The sequence below is a fragment of the Gracilibacillus sp. JCM 18966 genome, from assembly GCF_055392695.1.
In genome coordinates, this window is record NZ_AP043883.1 from 509,272 (window position 1) to 524,467 (window position 15,196).

13 protein-coding genes are annotated in these 15,196 nt (G+C 36.5%); all 13 read right to left on the minus strand.

Translation table 11 applies throughout. From position 1 onward, the window contains the following. Nucleotides 1–18: 18 nt before the first annotated feature. Nucleotides 19–1,386: a hypothetical protein gene (locus ACZ5N5_RS02260; RefSeq protein ID WP_109985238.1), complete on the minus strand. Its 1,368-nt coding sequence runs from the start codon at nucleotides 1,384–1,386 to the stop codon at nucleotides 19–21. 3 nt (nucleotides 1,387–1,389) lie between these two features. Continuing rightward, entirely contained in the window at nucleotides 1,390–2,298 is a 909-nt protein-coding gene (gene tagH / locus ACZ5N5_RS02265) for a teichoic acids export ABC transporter ATP-binding subunit TagH (protein WP_109985237.1), read from the minus strand. A 16-nt stretch (nucleotides 2,299–2,314) separates the two neighbouring features. Further along, nucleotides 2,315–3,130 (minus strand): ABC transporter permease, encoded by an 816-nt coding sequence (locus ACZ5N5_RS02270; RefSeq protein WP_054860201.1) that lies wholly within the window; start codon nucleotides 3,128–3,130, stop codon nucleotides 2,315–2,317. A 24-nt stretch (nucleotides 3,131–3,154) separates the two neighbouring features. Next, nucleotides 3,155–4,411: a nucleotide sugar dehydrogenase gene (locus tag ACZ5N5_RS02275; protein ID WP_054787633.1), complete on the minus strand. Its 1,257-nt coding sequence runs from the start codon at nucleotides 4,409–4,411 to the stop codon at nucleotides 3,155–3,157. Nucleotides 4,412–4,441: 30 nt separating this feature from the next. Then, nucleotides 4,442–5,722 (minus strand): glycosyltransferase, encoded by a 1,281-nt coding sequence (locus tag ACZ5N5_RS02280; RefSeq protein WP_464373197.1) that lies wholly within the window; start codon nucleotides 5,720–5,722, stop codon nucleotides 4,442–4,444. 14 nt (nucleotides 5,723–5,736) lie between these two features. Beyond that, complete coding sequence (locus ACZ5N5_RS02285) at nucleotides 5,737–6,930, minus strand: glycosyltransferase family 4 protein (RefSeq protein WP_109985234.1); 1,194 nt, start codon at nucleotides 6,928–6,930, stop codon at nucleotides 5,737–5,739. Nucleotides 6,931–7,917: 987 nt separating this feature from the next. Next, entirely contained in the window at nucleotides 7,918–10,989 is a 3,072-nt protein-coding gene (locus ACZ5N5_RS02290; RefSeq protein WP_464373198.1) for an efflux RND transporter permease subunit, read from the minus strand. A gap of 2 nt (nucleotides 10,990–10,991) precedes the next feature. Beyond that, nucleotides 10,992–11,849 (minus strand): efflux RND transporter periplasmic adaptor subunit, encoded by an 858-nt coding sequence (locus ACZ5N5_RS02295; protein WP_464373199.1) that lies wholly within the window; start codon nucleotides 11,847–11,849, stop codon nucleotides 10,992–10,994. Nucleotides 11,850–11,873: 24 nt separating this feature from the next. Next, entirely contained in the window at nucleotides 11,874–12,734 is an 861-nt protein-coding gene (locus ACZ5N5_RS02300; protein ID WP_464373200.1) for a TetR/AcrR family transcriptional regulator, read from the minus strand. 187 nt (nucleotides 12,735–12,921) lie between these two features. Next, nucleotides 12,922–13,251, minus strand: a complete 330-nt coding sequence (locus ACZ5N5_RS02305) for a hypothetical protein (RefSeq protein WP_054787631.1) — start codon at nucleotides 13,249–13,251, stop codon at nucleotides 12,922–12,924. Nucleotides 13,252–13,428: 177 nt separating this feature from the next. Further along, entirely contained in the window at nucleotides 13,429–13,845 is a 417-nt protein-coding gene (fabZ, locus tag ACZ5N5_RS02310) for a 3-hydroxyacyl-ACP dehydratase FabZ (protein WP_109985231.1), read from the minus strand. 75 nt (nucleotides 13,846–13,920) lie between these two features. Further along, the gene (locus ACZ5N5_RS02315) at nucleotides 13,921–14,304 is read right to left on the minus strand and encodes a DNA-directed RNA polymerase subunit beta (protein WP_054861574.1); all 384 of its coding nucleotides are present in this window, start codon (nucleotides 14,302–14,304) and stop codon (nucleotides 13,921–13,923) included. Between the two features lie 49 nt (nucleotides 14,305–14,353). Further along, on the minus strand, nucleotides 14,354–15,178 hold the full coding sequence (locus tag ACZ5N5_RS02320) for a flagellar hook-basal body protein (protein ID WP_054787629.1): 825 nt from the start codon (nucleotides 15,176–15,178) through the stop codon (nucleotides 14,354–14,356). Nucleotides 15,179–15,196: the final 18 nt, after the last annotated feature.

A 15,196-nucleotide genomic window follows, 5' to 3' on the forward strand; every position in this document is an offset into this window, starting at 1 on the left:
CTGCTTAATCTCCTCCTTTTAAATGTTAATAGTGTGGCTAGTTTTTGTTACTATCTCCTTTGAGGTATTACGGAGAAAGACTCTAACTCGATAAGCGCCTGCCTTTTCAATAGGTAATTCGGAGCAGTCGTTATTACTATAGAGCACTTTCTTTATTACTATATTATCACAATACCAATAGAAAGCATACTCCAAATTTTCACCTATAGAGTCTACTTTTATCTTTGCTTTATTATTGTCAATTTTAAAATCTATGTCTGTTAAATACATTTCTGGGACCTGCGGTATATCTAATACTTTAGATAACTGAACTTTGAAATATTCCGGTGCAAAATACTTCAATTGTGAATGATCTACACCATCTACTAAATCGAAATCGTATGGATAATCTATCTTATCTAGGTAACTAATAAAAGGCTTAATATGAGAATCCTTACGTGAATCTTTTGTCCCAACCATTATCTTGATATTACCTTTAAAACCATTTCTATTATTAAACAATTTATAAATAGTATTATTAAGATAAGTTTCATCGGCATCTAGGTTATTTCCTAAAATATAATCTAACATATCTGGATGAAATCTCTTTAGAAATGTCCCTAAATACAAAGAAGGTGCCAGAGTTATAATATGACCAAATGAATATTTAGCTCCAAAATATAAAGCTGAGTACCCGCCTTTTGACGAACCCATTGAGATAATATTTTTCATTGGTATATTATACTTAGCACATATATTAAGTATAAGAGATATAACCGAATTCTCGATAGAGAAGTCCTTATTCCTACCTAAATAATAGGATCCTTTAGCACCAAAATCATCTAATATAAATAACTTATTTATCGGAATATCTTTAAGGGTGTCAATATAATTATAGTTATACACGTATTCCTTAGAAAAAGCAGAGAAAACTACTACCAAATGATTTGCATGCTGTGCCTCTTTTGCCTGAACAAAATGATACCTAATATCTTGGTTAGATTGAAATACGCTTTCTAATTCACTAGGACTTTTAAGTCTACTATTCAAAAAATCTCTATTCCTAAAGGTAATTTCGGTATGAATTTTGTCTCCAAATAATATGACGGTAAACGAATTTACCGTCGATTCTATATTAACTATTTCTTTACTATTTACATGGATTTCCAATTTCTTGCTATCATCTTTATAAAGTTCTATTATATCCCCTCTAGTATGAATATAATCAAAATCCTTTTCGTCTATTGTAAATCTAATTTCTACATAACTTCTTTGTTCTATTATAAAGTTTGTTTTGTAACCATCATTAATCTCTTCTAAACTTAAAAGCTGTTTAGGTTGATCTTCATTGTGATTCGAATGAAGTTGTACCTCATATTCGATATTCAATTGTTCGAATAATCCCATAAACTACACCCCCAGAATTAATAATATAGCCATAACCACTGGTGGAATCAATATTAGAATATTTTTTATTAACTCCAAAAAGCTTAATTTTTCTTGCTTATTTTTAACAGGTACTTTATTTTCTTGAATTTGCTTAGCTAGCATTTCATTTTTATGCTTCTTCTTCTCTTCTTTTGATAATTTATTAAACCACTTAGTAAAACGAACGTATTGGTCAATAATTTTATCAGATTCTCCCATCATTTTTATAGTACCATAATGTAGCCATATTACTCGGTCACAGAACTTTCTCATTTGACCAGCTGAGTGACTAATAAAAAATATTGTTTTTCCTTGTTCTTTGAATTCATTCATCTTATTCAAACATTTTTCGGTAAATGTAGAATCACCTACAGAAAGTGCCTCATCAATTATTAAGATGTCTGGATCAGTATGTACTGATATCGCAAATCCTAATCTAGATTTCATCCCACTTGAATAATTTTTTACAGGTTGGTAAATATAATCTCCAATATCAGCAAAATCTAATATGTCTGGCAATCTTTCTTCTATTTGCTTTTTAGTTAGTCCATGCATCATACATTTCAATTCCACATTTTCCAAACCAGTCAAACTTCCATTTAATCCAGCTGAAATCGCAATTAATGAAGGTTCTCCATTCATTATCACTTTACCTTCTGTTGGTTGAATTACCCCACCAAGAATATTTGATACAGTTGACTTCCCTGAACCATTTAGTCCAACAATACCAATGGTTTCACCAGGATTCACTTCAAATGAAACTTGATTTAATGCTACAAATTTTTTATTTTCTCTCTTCTTAGGCATTATGAGACTGGCGATTTTGTCTGACCTCTTTGAGTATAATTCAAAGACTTTAACAACATTTTCGAACACTACTTTTTTATTCACTTAAAAATCTCCTTAATTATAAGTAATCTACGAAATCTTTTCTGAATTTCAAATGTATTTTCGATCCAAAATATAATAAAGCAAGGGTCAGAGACCAAAAATATAATCCATAAACGACATCTTCAAAAAACCATTCCCCACCTAATATAGAGTTTCTAAAACCATCTATAATGTAAAAAAATGGATTAAGTTTCAGAATATTTTCGACTACTGGCCCAAATTTGTCCGTTACTAAACTTGTATCCCATAATATTGGAGTTAAATATAACAACATCCGCATCATAGATTGAAGAAACATTTGAAAATCCCTAACTAATGTTGAAATAGTTGAGCTCAGTAATGAAAAAGCAAATAAAAAAATGTATAAACAGATGAGATAATAAATAAACTGAAACATCTTTATTGAAGGCTCTACACCATATAGAATAGCTATTAAAGCTAATATACCAGTCATAATCATGTATTGAAATGAATTACTAAATATTCTAATAGTAGGAAGTAGACTGACCGGAAAATTCATTTTTGAAACAAGGCCAATTTTTTGATGGACACTGTTCGAACTCTGAACAATGGATGGACTAATAAAAAACCAAGGAATTAGTCCAATTATCAACCATAAAAAGTATGGTGTACCGTCAACGTCACTTCCTGCTCTTATAGTACCAAACACAAACCAATAAATGGCTATCTGTATTGCAGGGTTTAGAAATTGCCAGAATGTACCTAAATAATGAATTTGGTACATTCCTTTAATTTCAAATAAAGCCATTCGGTAAATTAGATCCCAATTATCTATTTGTTCTTTTAACACTTGAACTACTGGATTCTTCATTTAACATGCTTCCTTCAACTTATTTTACAAAAACTTATACAAGTTCCCATAATTCATATAATTAATCTCATCTGTCCATTCTTTCACGACATTTTTCGTATCAAATACCTGTTTCGTATTCATCTTGGCATAATGCTCACTTGTTAGTGCTTTAAACTCGTTATGATCTGATAAGACAAGCACAAGGTCCGATCCATCTAACGCTTTTGCCAGATCTTTCTCTACAAAGCTTAGCTGCACATGTGGGTCATATGCTACTACGTCTAATTCAGGTTTTGCATGTAATGCTTCATAGATATCCATCGCCGGACTTTCACGAATGTCATCTACGTTACCTTTATAAGTTAAACCGAAAACGGTAATTTTCTTTCCATTATTTTTCGCCAATAATTTTTCTGCTACGTCCATCACGTATTCTGGCATAGAATTGTTGATTTGACGTGACAAGTTAATTAATTTAGCTGATTCTGGTGCTTTTGCGATAATGAAATATGGATCGACTGCAAGACAGTGTCCCCCAACACCTGGTCCAGGTGTGTGCAAGTTAACACGTGGGTGTTTATTAGCCATTTCAATTACTTCTAGCGCGTTAATCCCTAATTCTGTTGAAACCTTTGCTAATTCATTTGCTAAAGCAATGTTCACATCACGGAAAGTATTTTCCATTAATTTCGACATTTCAGCTGTTTTGGCTTGTGTCTTAATAATTTCTCCTTGAACAAAAGTTTCATAAACTTCAGCACCTTTTTCTGTACATGCGTCTGTGATTCCACCGACAATACGATTGTTGTAAATTAATTCATGCATAATTTGACCAGGAAGAACGCGTTCTGGACAGTGTACTAAGAAAATGTCCTCACCAATAGTATAACCAGCTTCTTCTAGACGTGGCTTTACACTATCATCCATTGTTCTCGGTGCAATCGTTGATTCTACGATTACCGTATTTCCTTTTTCTAGTACAGGAAGAATGCTTTCTATTGCAGATAATACATACGTTAGATCACATGATTTATGCTCGTCATCATTGTTTGGTGTTGGAACTGCAATGATAAAGGTATCTGCTTTTTCTGGTTTAAGCTGTGCTTTAAATGTACCTTTATCGATTACTTCTTCTAATGCTTCTTGTAAACCTGGCTCTTCTATATGAATTTTTCCATTATTTAATGATTCAATAACATTCTCACTTACGTCAACTCCGACAACATTCACGCCATGCTTTGCAAACATGATAGATGTTGGTAAGCCGATATATCCTAACCCTACTGTACATAAATTCATTTATAGTACTTCCTTTCTTTTTTCCGATAATTAAAACTGTCGATAAACCTCTAATAAATTAGCTTGTTCCTTCTCCCAATTATACTGCTTTCTCGCAGGAATACAATTCTGGCTAAACAATTCCCGTTTTTCAGGATTATTTAAGATATAGTTAACTCCTCTTGCAATATCATCTGGATTATGAGAGTCAACGGTCACACCAATCTCATTATCCTCTACTACTTTTTTGATTTCAGGAAAATCACATGCCACAACAGGCACGCGAGCCATCATATATTCAAAAAGCTTATTAGAGGAAGCAGAGTAGTGATTAAAGCATACGTTATTCAGCACCTGGAATCCTAAGTAGCCATTTTTCGTATATTTTGGAAGTTCTTTCAATGGTACTTTTGGCAAGAATTTAATACCATCCTCTAAATTCCGTTCTTTCACCATTGCTTGTAGCTCTTCCTTGATTCTACCATCTCCAATAAAAACGAGCGTTCCTTCATCAAATTGTGGGTATGCTTCCACTAATTTTTCTAGACCTCGTCCTGTCTGGATACCACCCTGGTAAAGTAGAATCTTCTCATCTTCTGGCAGACCTAATATTTTATGCAGATCTACTTTTTCTGTTTCTTCACTAATTTGTTCAGTTGGATAGTTGTGCAATACATAAGGATAGAAGCCATATAAATCTTCATTGTACTTCGCCCTTGTGTCATTCTCCACCATCATCGCATCCATGCGATTAATGAAAAATTGTTCAAATTTCTTATACCACGGACTGTCATAGCCTGTACGGCTTGTCTGAACCTCGTGGGAATCATAGATTAGTGGTTTTTTCTTCAAACGCCATTTCGCACTAACATAGCCTTGAGGCATTGTATTTAAATCATTGGAATGATAAATATCATAGTTTCCTCTATGACCTTTCCACATCATTCGTAAGATGAGTGCTCCTCGAACCCAAACGATTCTTGCTTTTGTCTTTAATAATACACCTGCGAGAATGGTTAAAGGGATAATCACCCATGGCAGCAAATAGACTAGAAAAGCCCAAATGATAGCCATTGGCAGGATAGGCCACTTTTTGCCAACTGTAAATCGATAAAGCTTTTGTAGTGCTAATAATGTACTTGGATATCGTTTCATACGATAGACACGAAAATGCTCATTTATTTCTTCATATTTCTTTACATTCGGATCACTCGGATCATCTATACAAATAAGCTCTACATCATAGCCATTTTGTGATAAGGATGTGCATTCTCTCATAACTCGAGCATCGTTTGTAAAGTGATTCCAAACAAACATACCTACTCTTTTCATCTATTTAACCCTCTTTATTCTATAATATCTACCAATCGTTCTATATTATGCTCCCACAGGAAATGTTTTGTAACTGTTGTTAAACAGTTTGCCTGCATTCTAGCTAAAAGCTCTTGATCTTCCTTTAACTCTAACACTTTTTCTAGCATAAGTGTTGTATCATTTGACGAAAAGGCATAGCCTGTCTGATTTTCCCTAATCAGATCTGCTGCGATTCCTTTAACGCCTGCAACTATCGGTGTTTGACAGGTCATATAGTCTAAGACCTTACCTGGTAATACGGTCGAAAAAACCTCGACATCATTTAAAAAGGCAATGCTGACATGGCTTTTTCGTATGAGCTCTAAGCTCTTTCTTCTCGTGGTTGGCTTGTGTACTTGGACATTGGTTAATTGTTTATCCGTCAAAAATTGCTTGAATTCTTTTGTTTTCATTCCATAGCCTAATACATCAAAGTGAATGCCATGCTCGTGTAGCTGTTGTGCTACTTGCTTTAGACGATCAATATCCTGTGCGAGTCCAAGATTTCCAGCATAGACGACACGGAATTCTTCATCTAAAGGGCTTTTTTCAATTAATTCTTTTTGACGAGGTCCATTTGGTAGAAAGACAATTTTCTTTTGCTTTTTTAGCTTTTCTTGTATATGGGAGGCAAACCCCTTACTATTAATAACGATTAAATCTGCCATGTGATACATTTTTTTCTCAACAAACTGAAAAAATCGAATGATCCATTTTTGGTCAAATGATTTAACACCTGTTAAGCTATCAGGCCATAAATCTCTTACCTCTAAGATTATTTTTGCTTTCATCGGTCTTCTTAACAGCCATGCAGAGAACACGATAAAAATTGGAGGTGTGGATACATATAGATAGTCATATCCATCCTTTCTTCTTCTCCATAGCTCGAAAATAAAACGATACATAATCTCTAAATAAAAAAAGAGCCTACTAATTAGTTTGTTCGTAAATTTCCTGCTCTTTATCGGTAATCGTGTGATTTTATCTGTTTGCTTATTTACATCCTCATCGTCCCAAAATGTTCGATCCTTGTACATGTTTTTATTGGGGTAGGATGGTTCTATTGTTAACACCTCTACTTGCACATCTGCCTTTGATAGTAATTGAAAAATATTCTTCATTCTATTACCAGCACTACCAATAGCAGGATAGAAGTTTTGCGTTAAAATTAATACTTTTTTTGGCATCTGTCAATCTCCTACATTAGGACACAATTTTATCTATCACAATATTACATTTTACGATAAATTTACGGTATTGGCAATTGACAAATATAATGTTACATAATTTGAAATAATTTGATCATAGAATGTTCGAAAATGATAGCATTTTAGCTGTTTAGTAGAGAATTGTAACTGGATTGAAATGATGGTTAAGGGTTGGGTTGCTTTTGGTATGCTTTTCATTTAAATGGCACTTCACACTGAAAGGGTTTTTTTCGATCTTAAGTATTTTAACAGGAGGCTTTCGCGCTAAAGTGACCTTTGTGCCTTTATAAACTGCAGTTCAACTAGTAGTTCTCTTCGAAATGACTGTTATCTTCCTTATAAACTTCATTTTAAACGAGATCTCAAGTAAAAATAACCTTTATCACCTTTATAAACTGCAGCTCAATCAGCAGTTCACACCGAAATGACTGTTATCACTCTTATAAACTTCATTTCAAACGAGATCTCAAGTAAAAATAACCTTTATCGCCTCTGTAAACTGCAGTTCAACCAGCAGTTCACACCGAAATGACTGTTATCTACCTTATAAACTTCATTTCAAACGAGATCTCAAGCAAAAATAATCTTTATCAAATTTATAAACTGCAGTTCGACCCGCAGTTCACACCGAAATGACTGTTATCTACCTTATAAACTTCATTTCAAACGAGATCTCAAGCAAAAATAATCTTTATCACCTTTATAAACTGCAGTTCAACCAGCAGTTCACACCGAAATGACTGTTATCGCTCTTATAAACTTCATTTTAAACGAGATCTCAAGTAAAAATAATCTTTATCGCCTCTGTAAACTGCAGTTCAACCAGCAGTTCACACCGAAATGACTGTTATTACCATTATAAACCTCATTTCAAGCGAGAATCCATGATGAAATCACTTTTATATAACGTTCATTTCCACATAAAAACGAGATCTCTCATCGAAAAAATGGGAGATCTCGCTTCCTTTATGCTTCTTTTTTAAACCAACCTTTGATTCGCTCTGATAGGTTATCAAAATAAGTGTAGATGACTGGTATGAGCACAAGGGTAAATAAACTGGATACGGATAGACCAAAGATGACGGTAATAGCCATTGGCTGTTGCGTTTCGGCGCCTTCTCCGTAACCTAAGGCTAGTGGGACCATGGCTAGTACGGTCGTTAGGGTTGTCATTAAAATTGGTCTTAGCCTTGATTTTCCTGCTTCCATAATCGCTTCGTGACGGTCGATTCCTCGACTACGTAGGATATTGATGTAATCTACTAGCACGATCGCATTGTTGACGACGATACCTGCTAGCATGATGATTCCAATAAAGGCGGTGATCGATAGTGGCTGTCCGGTAATAAATAGTCCACCGAGGACACCGACAACGGTTGCTGGCATCGAGAACATGATAATTAATGGATATAGAAAGTTCTCGAATTGCACGGCCATTACGGCATATACGAGAAAGATCGATAAGATTAACGCAACGGCTAAATCGCTAAATGCTTCGACCATATCCTCTGCTTGACCCCCAATGGAGTAGGAATATTCATCACTTGGGAAATGGAAGCTATCTAGTACTTCCTCAACATCCTGCATGACACTACCTAAATCCCTATCTACAACATCGGAGGAAATGTTTACCTGGCGTTGCTGATTTTGTCTTGTAATGGTTGCGGCACTTTGTACTTGTTCAAAATCAGCGATCGTTAGTAACGGTATTTGTGTGCCTTGTTGGTTTTGGATATATAAATTTTCTAAATCATTGATAGTGGAGCGCTCATCTTCTGGGAAAATGAGACTAACATTCATTTCGTCTCCACCTTCACGGTATTGCATCACCGTTTGACCAGTGAAACCAACTTGAATTTGGTTCATTACCTCTTGATAGGTTAGACCATATTCCGCTGCTAGCTCTCGGTCAATATGGATATTCATTTCTGGTTGTGTATCGGCAATAGAGGATGATGGATTGTATACACCTTCCACATCTTCTATAGCTGTCATTACCTGATCGGACAGCTCCATTAGCACATCATTTTCTGGACCTGAAAGCTGTATTTGAATAGGATCAGAAGAGCTTAAACCACCCGAGCTCATCTCACCAACCGTGATCTTTGCACCTGCTATTGACGAAAGCTTTTCGTCTAGCTCTTGCACTACCGCTGTTGTTGTTGTCGATCTTTCTTCTTGCGGCACGAGTTGGATCGTGAAGGAGCCTTCAGAACCTCCTGACATCACAGCTGAGCTAGCGTCCCCGCTCCCAACGGTTACATAGCTAACATCAATGATATCCTTATAATCTTCTAATTTGTCATTCACTTTACCGACAACTTCTAGTGTTTTATCCTCTGAAGTACCAGTTGGTGTTTCTACCGTAATGCTGATTTGCCCTTGATCCCCTTCTGGTATAAACGCGGTTCCGATAAAAGGGATTAACGCTAAGCTTCCAATAATTGCTATAATCGTGACAGCAATGGTCGTCTTGCGAAGCTTCAATGCTTTTGCCAGTACCTTCGCATAGCCATTTGTTACACGGTTAAGGATGCGATCAAACCAGTATCTTCTACCATGATCCTTCATCGCTTTCGATAAAAGCTTAGAAGATAGCATTGGTACTAAGGTAACGGCAACCACTAAGGATGCGAGTAGAGAAAAGGAGATCGTGATTGCTAATGGTGTAAACAATTCCGATGCGATTCCTTCTACAAACACGATTGGTAGGAATACGACCAATGTTGTGGTAGTTGACGCAATAACAGCTGGTGCTAACTCGGATGCCCCTTTAATTGCAGACTCTTTCAAAGAATATCCCTGCTGCCTGTAGGAATAAATATTTTCCAGAATAACAATCGAGCTATCGACCATCATCCCAATACCTAATGCCAAGCCACCCATTGTCAGAATGTTTAACGTTTCTCCAGTAAAATAGAGTAAAACAAAGGTGGAGACAATAGCAATTGGAATCGATACGCCGATGACGATTGTTGCACGAACACTTCGCAAAAAGAGTAATAACACAAATAATGCAAAGATTCCACCAAAGATCATATTTTGAATAACCGAATTAATCGATTGTTTGATGAATTCTGATGTATCGACAACGACTTCTAATTCGACATCATCTGGTAAGTCTTCTTTTAAGTCCGCGACTGCATCGATAATATTGTTGGATACGTCGACTGAATTTCCATCTGATTGTTTTAGTATGCTTAAAACAACCGCTTCTTCATTGTTTACTAATGTTGTGCCATTTTTCTTAAAGGTATCCTGAACATCCGCTACATCTTGTACGCGAATTTTACTGCCTTGAGGTGTTTGTATAATTGTATTGGCGATATCGTTAACAGACTCAAAGCTTCCTTCTACTCTAAGCTGAAGGTCTTTATCGCCTTTTTGTATCGATCCCGCGGAGGTGGATTGATTAGCTCCGGCTAGTGCTTGTTGAATCAATTGTGAGCTGACACCATATTGATTCATTGCTGCTCGATCTAGAACAAGGTCAATCTTTCGTTCTTGTCCACCCTCAATTTCTACTGACGCCACGCCACCTTGACGTTCGAAATATGGTTGAATCTTATCCTCAGCAAGTTCCTGTAATTTAGCTGTATCACTTCCTGTTAAGCCAACCCACATAATAGGAAGCTGATTCGGATTAAATCGTAAGACACTCGGGTCATTTGCCCCCTCTGGAAGAGTACTTTTTACTTGATCGACGCTTTCTCGAACATCAAGCATTGCGTTGTCCAGATTAGTTCCATTCTCAAACATAATGATCACGAGAGATGCACCTGACTGTGATTGGGATTGGATCGTATTGACCCCTTCAATCGAGCTAAGTGCGCCTTCCAAAGGCTCTGAGACAAGCTGTTCTACTTCTTGTGGTGCGGCATCTTGATAGTTTGTCGCTACAACTGCCACAGGTAAATCTATTTCTGGGAATAAATCGATTGCCAGGTTTCGAACAGAGATCACACCGAGCGCAATAATAGCAAGAACAATCATGATTACCCCTACTGGGCGTTTTACTGATGTTTTCACTAATTTCATGATTATTCCTCCCCTATGATACTAATTTTACTTCCATCTGCTAATGTTAATTGCCCGCTTGTGATCACCTTATCTCCTTTATTTAACTCCGCCTTCACTGCTGTTAAATCGGATTGTGTGGCTTGTACAGTAATTGCAACTTTTTTAGCCGTATTATCGTTTACGGTATAAACAAAGGTTTCATCATCAGCCTCCACTAGTGCTGCTGTTGGTATTAAAAGCGCATTTTCTACCACGGTTTCTTCGAGGCTTACTATCGCTGTTACTCCGGCATTGTAATGAGTGGTTGCATTATCAAAGGAAAGATCAATCGGAAAAAGTCCTGCCTCATTTGCAGTAGATGCTACATATTCGATCGTTGCTTCATGCTCTTCCTTTTCTGCTGCCTTTAAAGTTACATGCACCGGATTACCTTCTTCAAAAAGGCCAAGCTGTACATCTGGTACTTGTAACTGCACGGTTAATTGCTCTAAATCAACGATCGAGGCAAATGGTTCTTGATTGGATACTAATCCACCTTCTTGTGTTTGAAGACCTGTGATCGTTCCGTCCATTGGTGCATCTATTGCGATATTCCCTTGTGGACTCGCTACAAGCGCAAGCCTATCCCCTTCTTCTACTTGATCCCCATTTTCGACTTCTAGTTCTTCTAACTTACCTGCAACTGTTGGAACAATTGGAGTCGTTTGATTTGGGGTGGTACGGCCGTAAAAGGTTCGATCCATTGTCAGATTACCTTGTGTTACCTCTCCTAATTCAACTGGTGTTACCCTTTCTGTTTCTTTCTCTTCCTTATCATCCTCTGAACATGCGACGAGTACCCCCATGACAAGGATGAGCATGAATAATATTCGTTTCATTACATTTGTCCCCTCCCTAAGGTTTTATTTTTGTAAAATGTTTTCGAGCTGTTTTCTCCAAAAATCCAGCTCAGAATATGGCTGAATTTGCTCAAGCATGCTATTTATAATAATGGCTTTAGGCTCTTCTTTTTGAAATTCTTCCTTCATTACGGAGATAACCTCTGATAGATGTTCTTTCTTTCCTTTTGGAAGCTTCATTTTTTGTAAATACTGTTTTAGTTTTGCTAAAATATTCTCTACATTGGATGACTCACTCGTTAGGTCCAATCCCTCTATTGTACTAGGATCAAATATTGGTTCTGGCTTTTCTACCAAAAGCTGCTTCACTATCGTATCGATTTTTCTTACGGTAGCTTCGGCTAATTGATCAGGATCAAAAACAAAATCATAAATCGCAATCCATTTAAAATAACCTGCCATGATTCCATCAAAGTTGATGGCGATATCTGCCATATAAGGAACCAATTCTTCTCCATAGATCGATAGCAGGCTTTCTCTCACCCATTCATAGCTCTGCTTATGTACACGAATGATAACATCATCTAATTTATTTCCTAAATGAATCTTATCGCGAAAATGTACAAGTAAATATTCCTTGTGATCACGAAATAGCTTAAAAATCTCCGCCACTTGATCCTGCATCCTCTGAAAAGGATCATTTGTACCTCTATTTACATGTTGGAGCTTTTCGATAATGACAGCGGTATAATAATCGAATATCGCTACCAATAAATCATCCTTCGAGTCAAAATATAGATAGAACGCCCCCTTCGATACACCACTATTCTGGACAATTTCTTGTATCGATGTTTCGTGAAATCCTTTTTCTGAAAATAACTTCATGCTTTCTTCAATCAATTTATTTCGCTTATCTTCTTGCAAGGATAGGTAACCCCCTCATATAGTACGAATCAAAAAAAATAAAGGTTTCATTTTTTTATAGGAATGACCAGTCAGTCACTTGTTGATCATACCATAATTTGTCGAGGCATCGCAATGCATAAAGCTTGATGGTTTGGCCCGGTTATGGCAATAGAAAAAGCCATTCGTGAATGGCTTTTTCTCGTCGTTATTGTTGATCATCTTGATTTTGCTTATTTTCTTCTTGGTTGTTGCCATTATCCATAGCGTCTTGCATATCTTCCTCTGCTTGATCCAAATCTTCTTCGACATTGTCACCAAGATTTTCGTCACCATTACCATTACCCATGTTATCTTCACCTTGATCTTGATTTGGTGCATCTTGATCTTGGTTCATATCAGGCTCTTCTTCTGTTGGCTGGTTACCTTGGTCTGGTTGTTCTTCTGTTGGCTGCTCTTCATCATTTCCTGCACAGCCGAAAAGAAGTGCAGTGGATAATGCTAAAGTTCCTAAAAGCTTCATATATTTCTTATTCATGAAAGCTCCTCCTTTTAAAATCTTTTCAAAGGTAGCTTAACCAGAATTTTAAAATATTATGCTATTATGTAAAAATTTTTGCAGGGTTTGAAGAAGAGGATAAAAGATTTGCTTTTAAATATGGAATATTCTAAGATACAAAGGCTCTCACCAAGTCTTTCTGCGAGAGCCTTTTGTTTATTTTACAGCAAAAGTTATTTCTGCTTCACAAGCTAATTCATCTCCAACCCTTGCTATAGCCTTTCCTTTTCCAATTGGTCCTTTAATACGAATAATTTCTACTTCTAGTGAAAGCTGATCACCAGGCTTCACTTGTCGTTTAAAACGACATTTATCAATTCCAGCTAAGAAACCGATCTTCCCTTTGTTCTCTTCCTTACTTAAAATGGCAGCTCCTCCCACTTGCGCGAGTGCCTCAACAATTAAAACACCAGGCATTACTGGGTAATCAGGAAAATGCCCTTGGAAAAAGGGTTCATTAATCGTTACATTTTTTATTCCTTTGATTTTGCTTTCTGTTTGTTCTGTAATCGCATCTACTAATAAAAAAGGATAGCGATGAGGAATAGTTGCTTTAATTTCTTCTATATCCATAGAGATACTCCTTCCCATAACTGGTTTCTTTCCTTAGTATACCAAAAAAAGAAGCACAGCTCATTGTCTGTGCCATTAAGTTCCTTTTCGGACAAAATCTAAAATATGCTGCCATGTTTCTAATCGCAGAACATCTAATGCCTCTCCATCTCCGACCATACTAAAGCCTACAATCAAGCCAATAATTAATGCAAACAAGCTCAGAACAATCGTAATGAGCAATTTTAGCCAGACAGGAATAAGACGGCGTACGTAGCGCTTATTTTGCTTCTTCTCGGCACGTCGTGCTTTGGCTTTTTTTTGCTCTTGTGTTTGCTTAGATTGATTCTGTTTTGACGGATCCTGCTTTTTGCTATTTTTTTGTTTTTTAGCTGCTGGCTTAGTTGATTTTGTTTGCTTAGCTTTAGCTTGGTTGTTGTTATTCTTCTTTTGTTGTTCAGCTTTTTGTTCCTTAGACATAAGAAATGGCTCCTTACTCGAAAAACTTGCGCTTTATCTGATCTTTATTTTAACGTAGTTGGTTAATCAGACCTTTCATTTGATCATGCATCGAAATCGTTCTTGCATTAAACTGATAGGCCCGCTGTGTTTCTATCATGTCGGTCATTTGAATGGACATATTGACATTGGAGCTCTCCAATGCGCCACTTTGAAGGCGGACATTATTCCCTTCTACATCGTTGATGATTTCATTCAGATTGTAATTGGCTAACGTTTCTTCTGAAAGACGAAATAAACTATCACCCGTTCCTTCTAATAATCGTGGACGTACTGCCTCTACAATATTAAGCTGTCCTTCGACTTGCTCCATCCCGTTTCTTGTTACATTGATTCGTCCATTTTCATCTATGGCTACATTATCCATATCATTTGCTAAAATAATCGGTCCAGCTTCTCCTAGCACTGGATAACCGTCAGATGTAACAAGCATCACTTGCTCATTATTAATAGGACTTAAGTAAAAATTCCCGGCTCTTGTGTAACGAATTTCTTCGGTGCCATTTTCCACCACGTTTACTTGAAATAGATGGTTAGCTTCTAATAAAGCTACATCCAATGCCCGTTCTGTTGTCTGAAGAGATCCTTCTTGCAGATTAAGATTTGTATGACCTAGCTTAGCACCTGCTCCAACACGAATACCTTCAGGAGTTAATCTTGCTCCATTATCTGTCACATCTTCTGTATTAATCTGTTGAGTTAGTAATGCAGAAAAATTAGTCTCTCGACTTTTAAAACCGGTTGTATTTAAATTAGCTAAGTTATTTCCAATCGTATCGAGTTTGTGCTGAAGCTGTGTCATCATTGCTGCAGCTTGAAATGTCATTCTCGTCATGGATTTATTCTCCTTTTT

Coding starts and splice junctions, on each gene's coding strand:
- ACZ5N5_RS02260 (WP_109985238.1), bottom strand. CDS start 1,386: ATGGGATTATTCGAACAATTGAATATCGAATATGAGGTACAACTTCAT.
- ACZ5N5_RS02270 (WP_054860201.1), bottom strand. CDS start 3,130: ATGAAGAATCCAGTAGTTCAAGTGTTAAAAGAACAAATAGATAATTGG.
- ACZ5N5_RS02275 (WP_054787633.1), bottom strand. CDS start 4,411: ATGAATTTATGTACAGTAGGGTTAGGATATATCGGCTTACCAACATCT.
- ACZ5N5_RS02280 (WP_464373197.1), bottom strand. CDS start 5,722: ATGAAAAGAGTAGGTATGTTTGTTTGGAATCACTTTACAAACGATGCT.
- ACZ5N5_RS02285 (WP_109985234.1), bottom strand. CDS start 6,930: ATGCCAAAAAAAGTATTAATTTTAACGCAAAACTTCTATCCTGCTATT.
- ACZ5N5_RS02290 (WP_464373198.1), bottom strand. CDS start 10,989: ATGAAATTAGTGAAAACATCAGTAAAACGCCCAGTAGGGGTAATCATG.
- ACZ5N5_RS02295 (WP_464373199.1), bottom strand. CDS start 11,849: ATGAAACGAATATTATTCATGCTCATCCTTGTCATGGGGGTACTCGTC.
- ACZ5N5_RS02305 (WP_054787631.1), bottom strand. CDS start 13,251: ATGAATAAGAAATATATGAAGCTTTTAGGAACTTTAGCATTATCCACT.
- fabZ (WP_109985231.1), bottom strand. CDS start 13,845: ATGGATATAGAAGAAATTAAAGCAACTATTCCTCATCGCTATCCTTTT.
- ACZ5N5_RS02315 (WP_054861574.1), bottom strand. CDS start 14,304: ATGTCTAAGGAACAAAAAGCTGAACAACAAAAGAAGAATAACAACAAC.
- ACZ5N5_RS02320 (WP_054787629.1), bottom strand. CDS start 15,178: ATGACGAGAATGACATTTCAAGCTGCAGCAATGATGACACAGCTTCAG.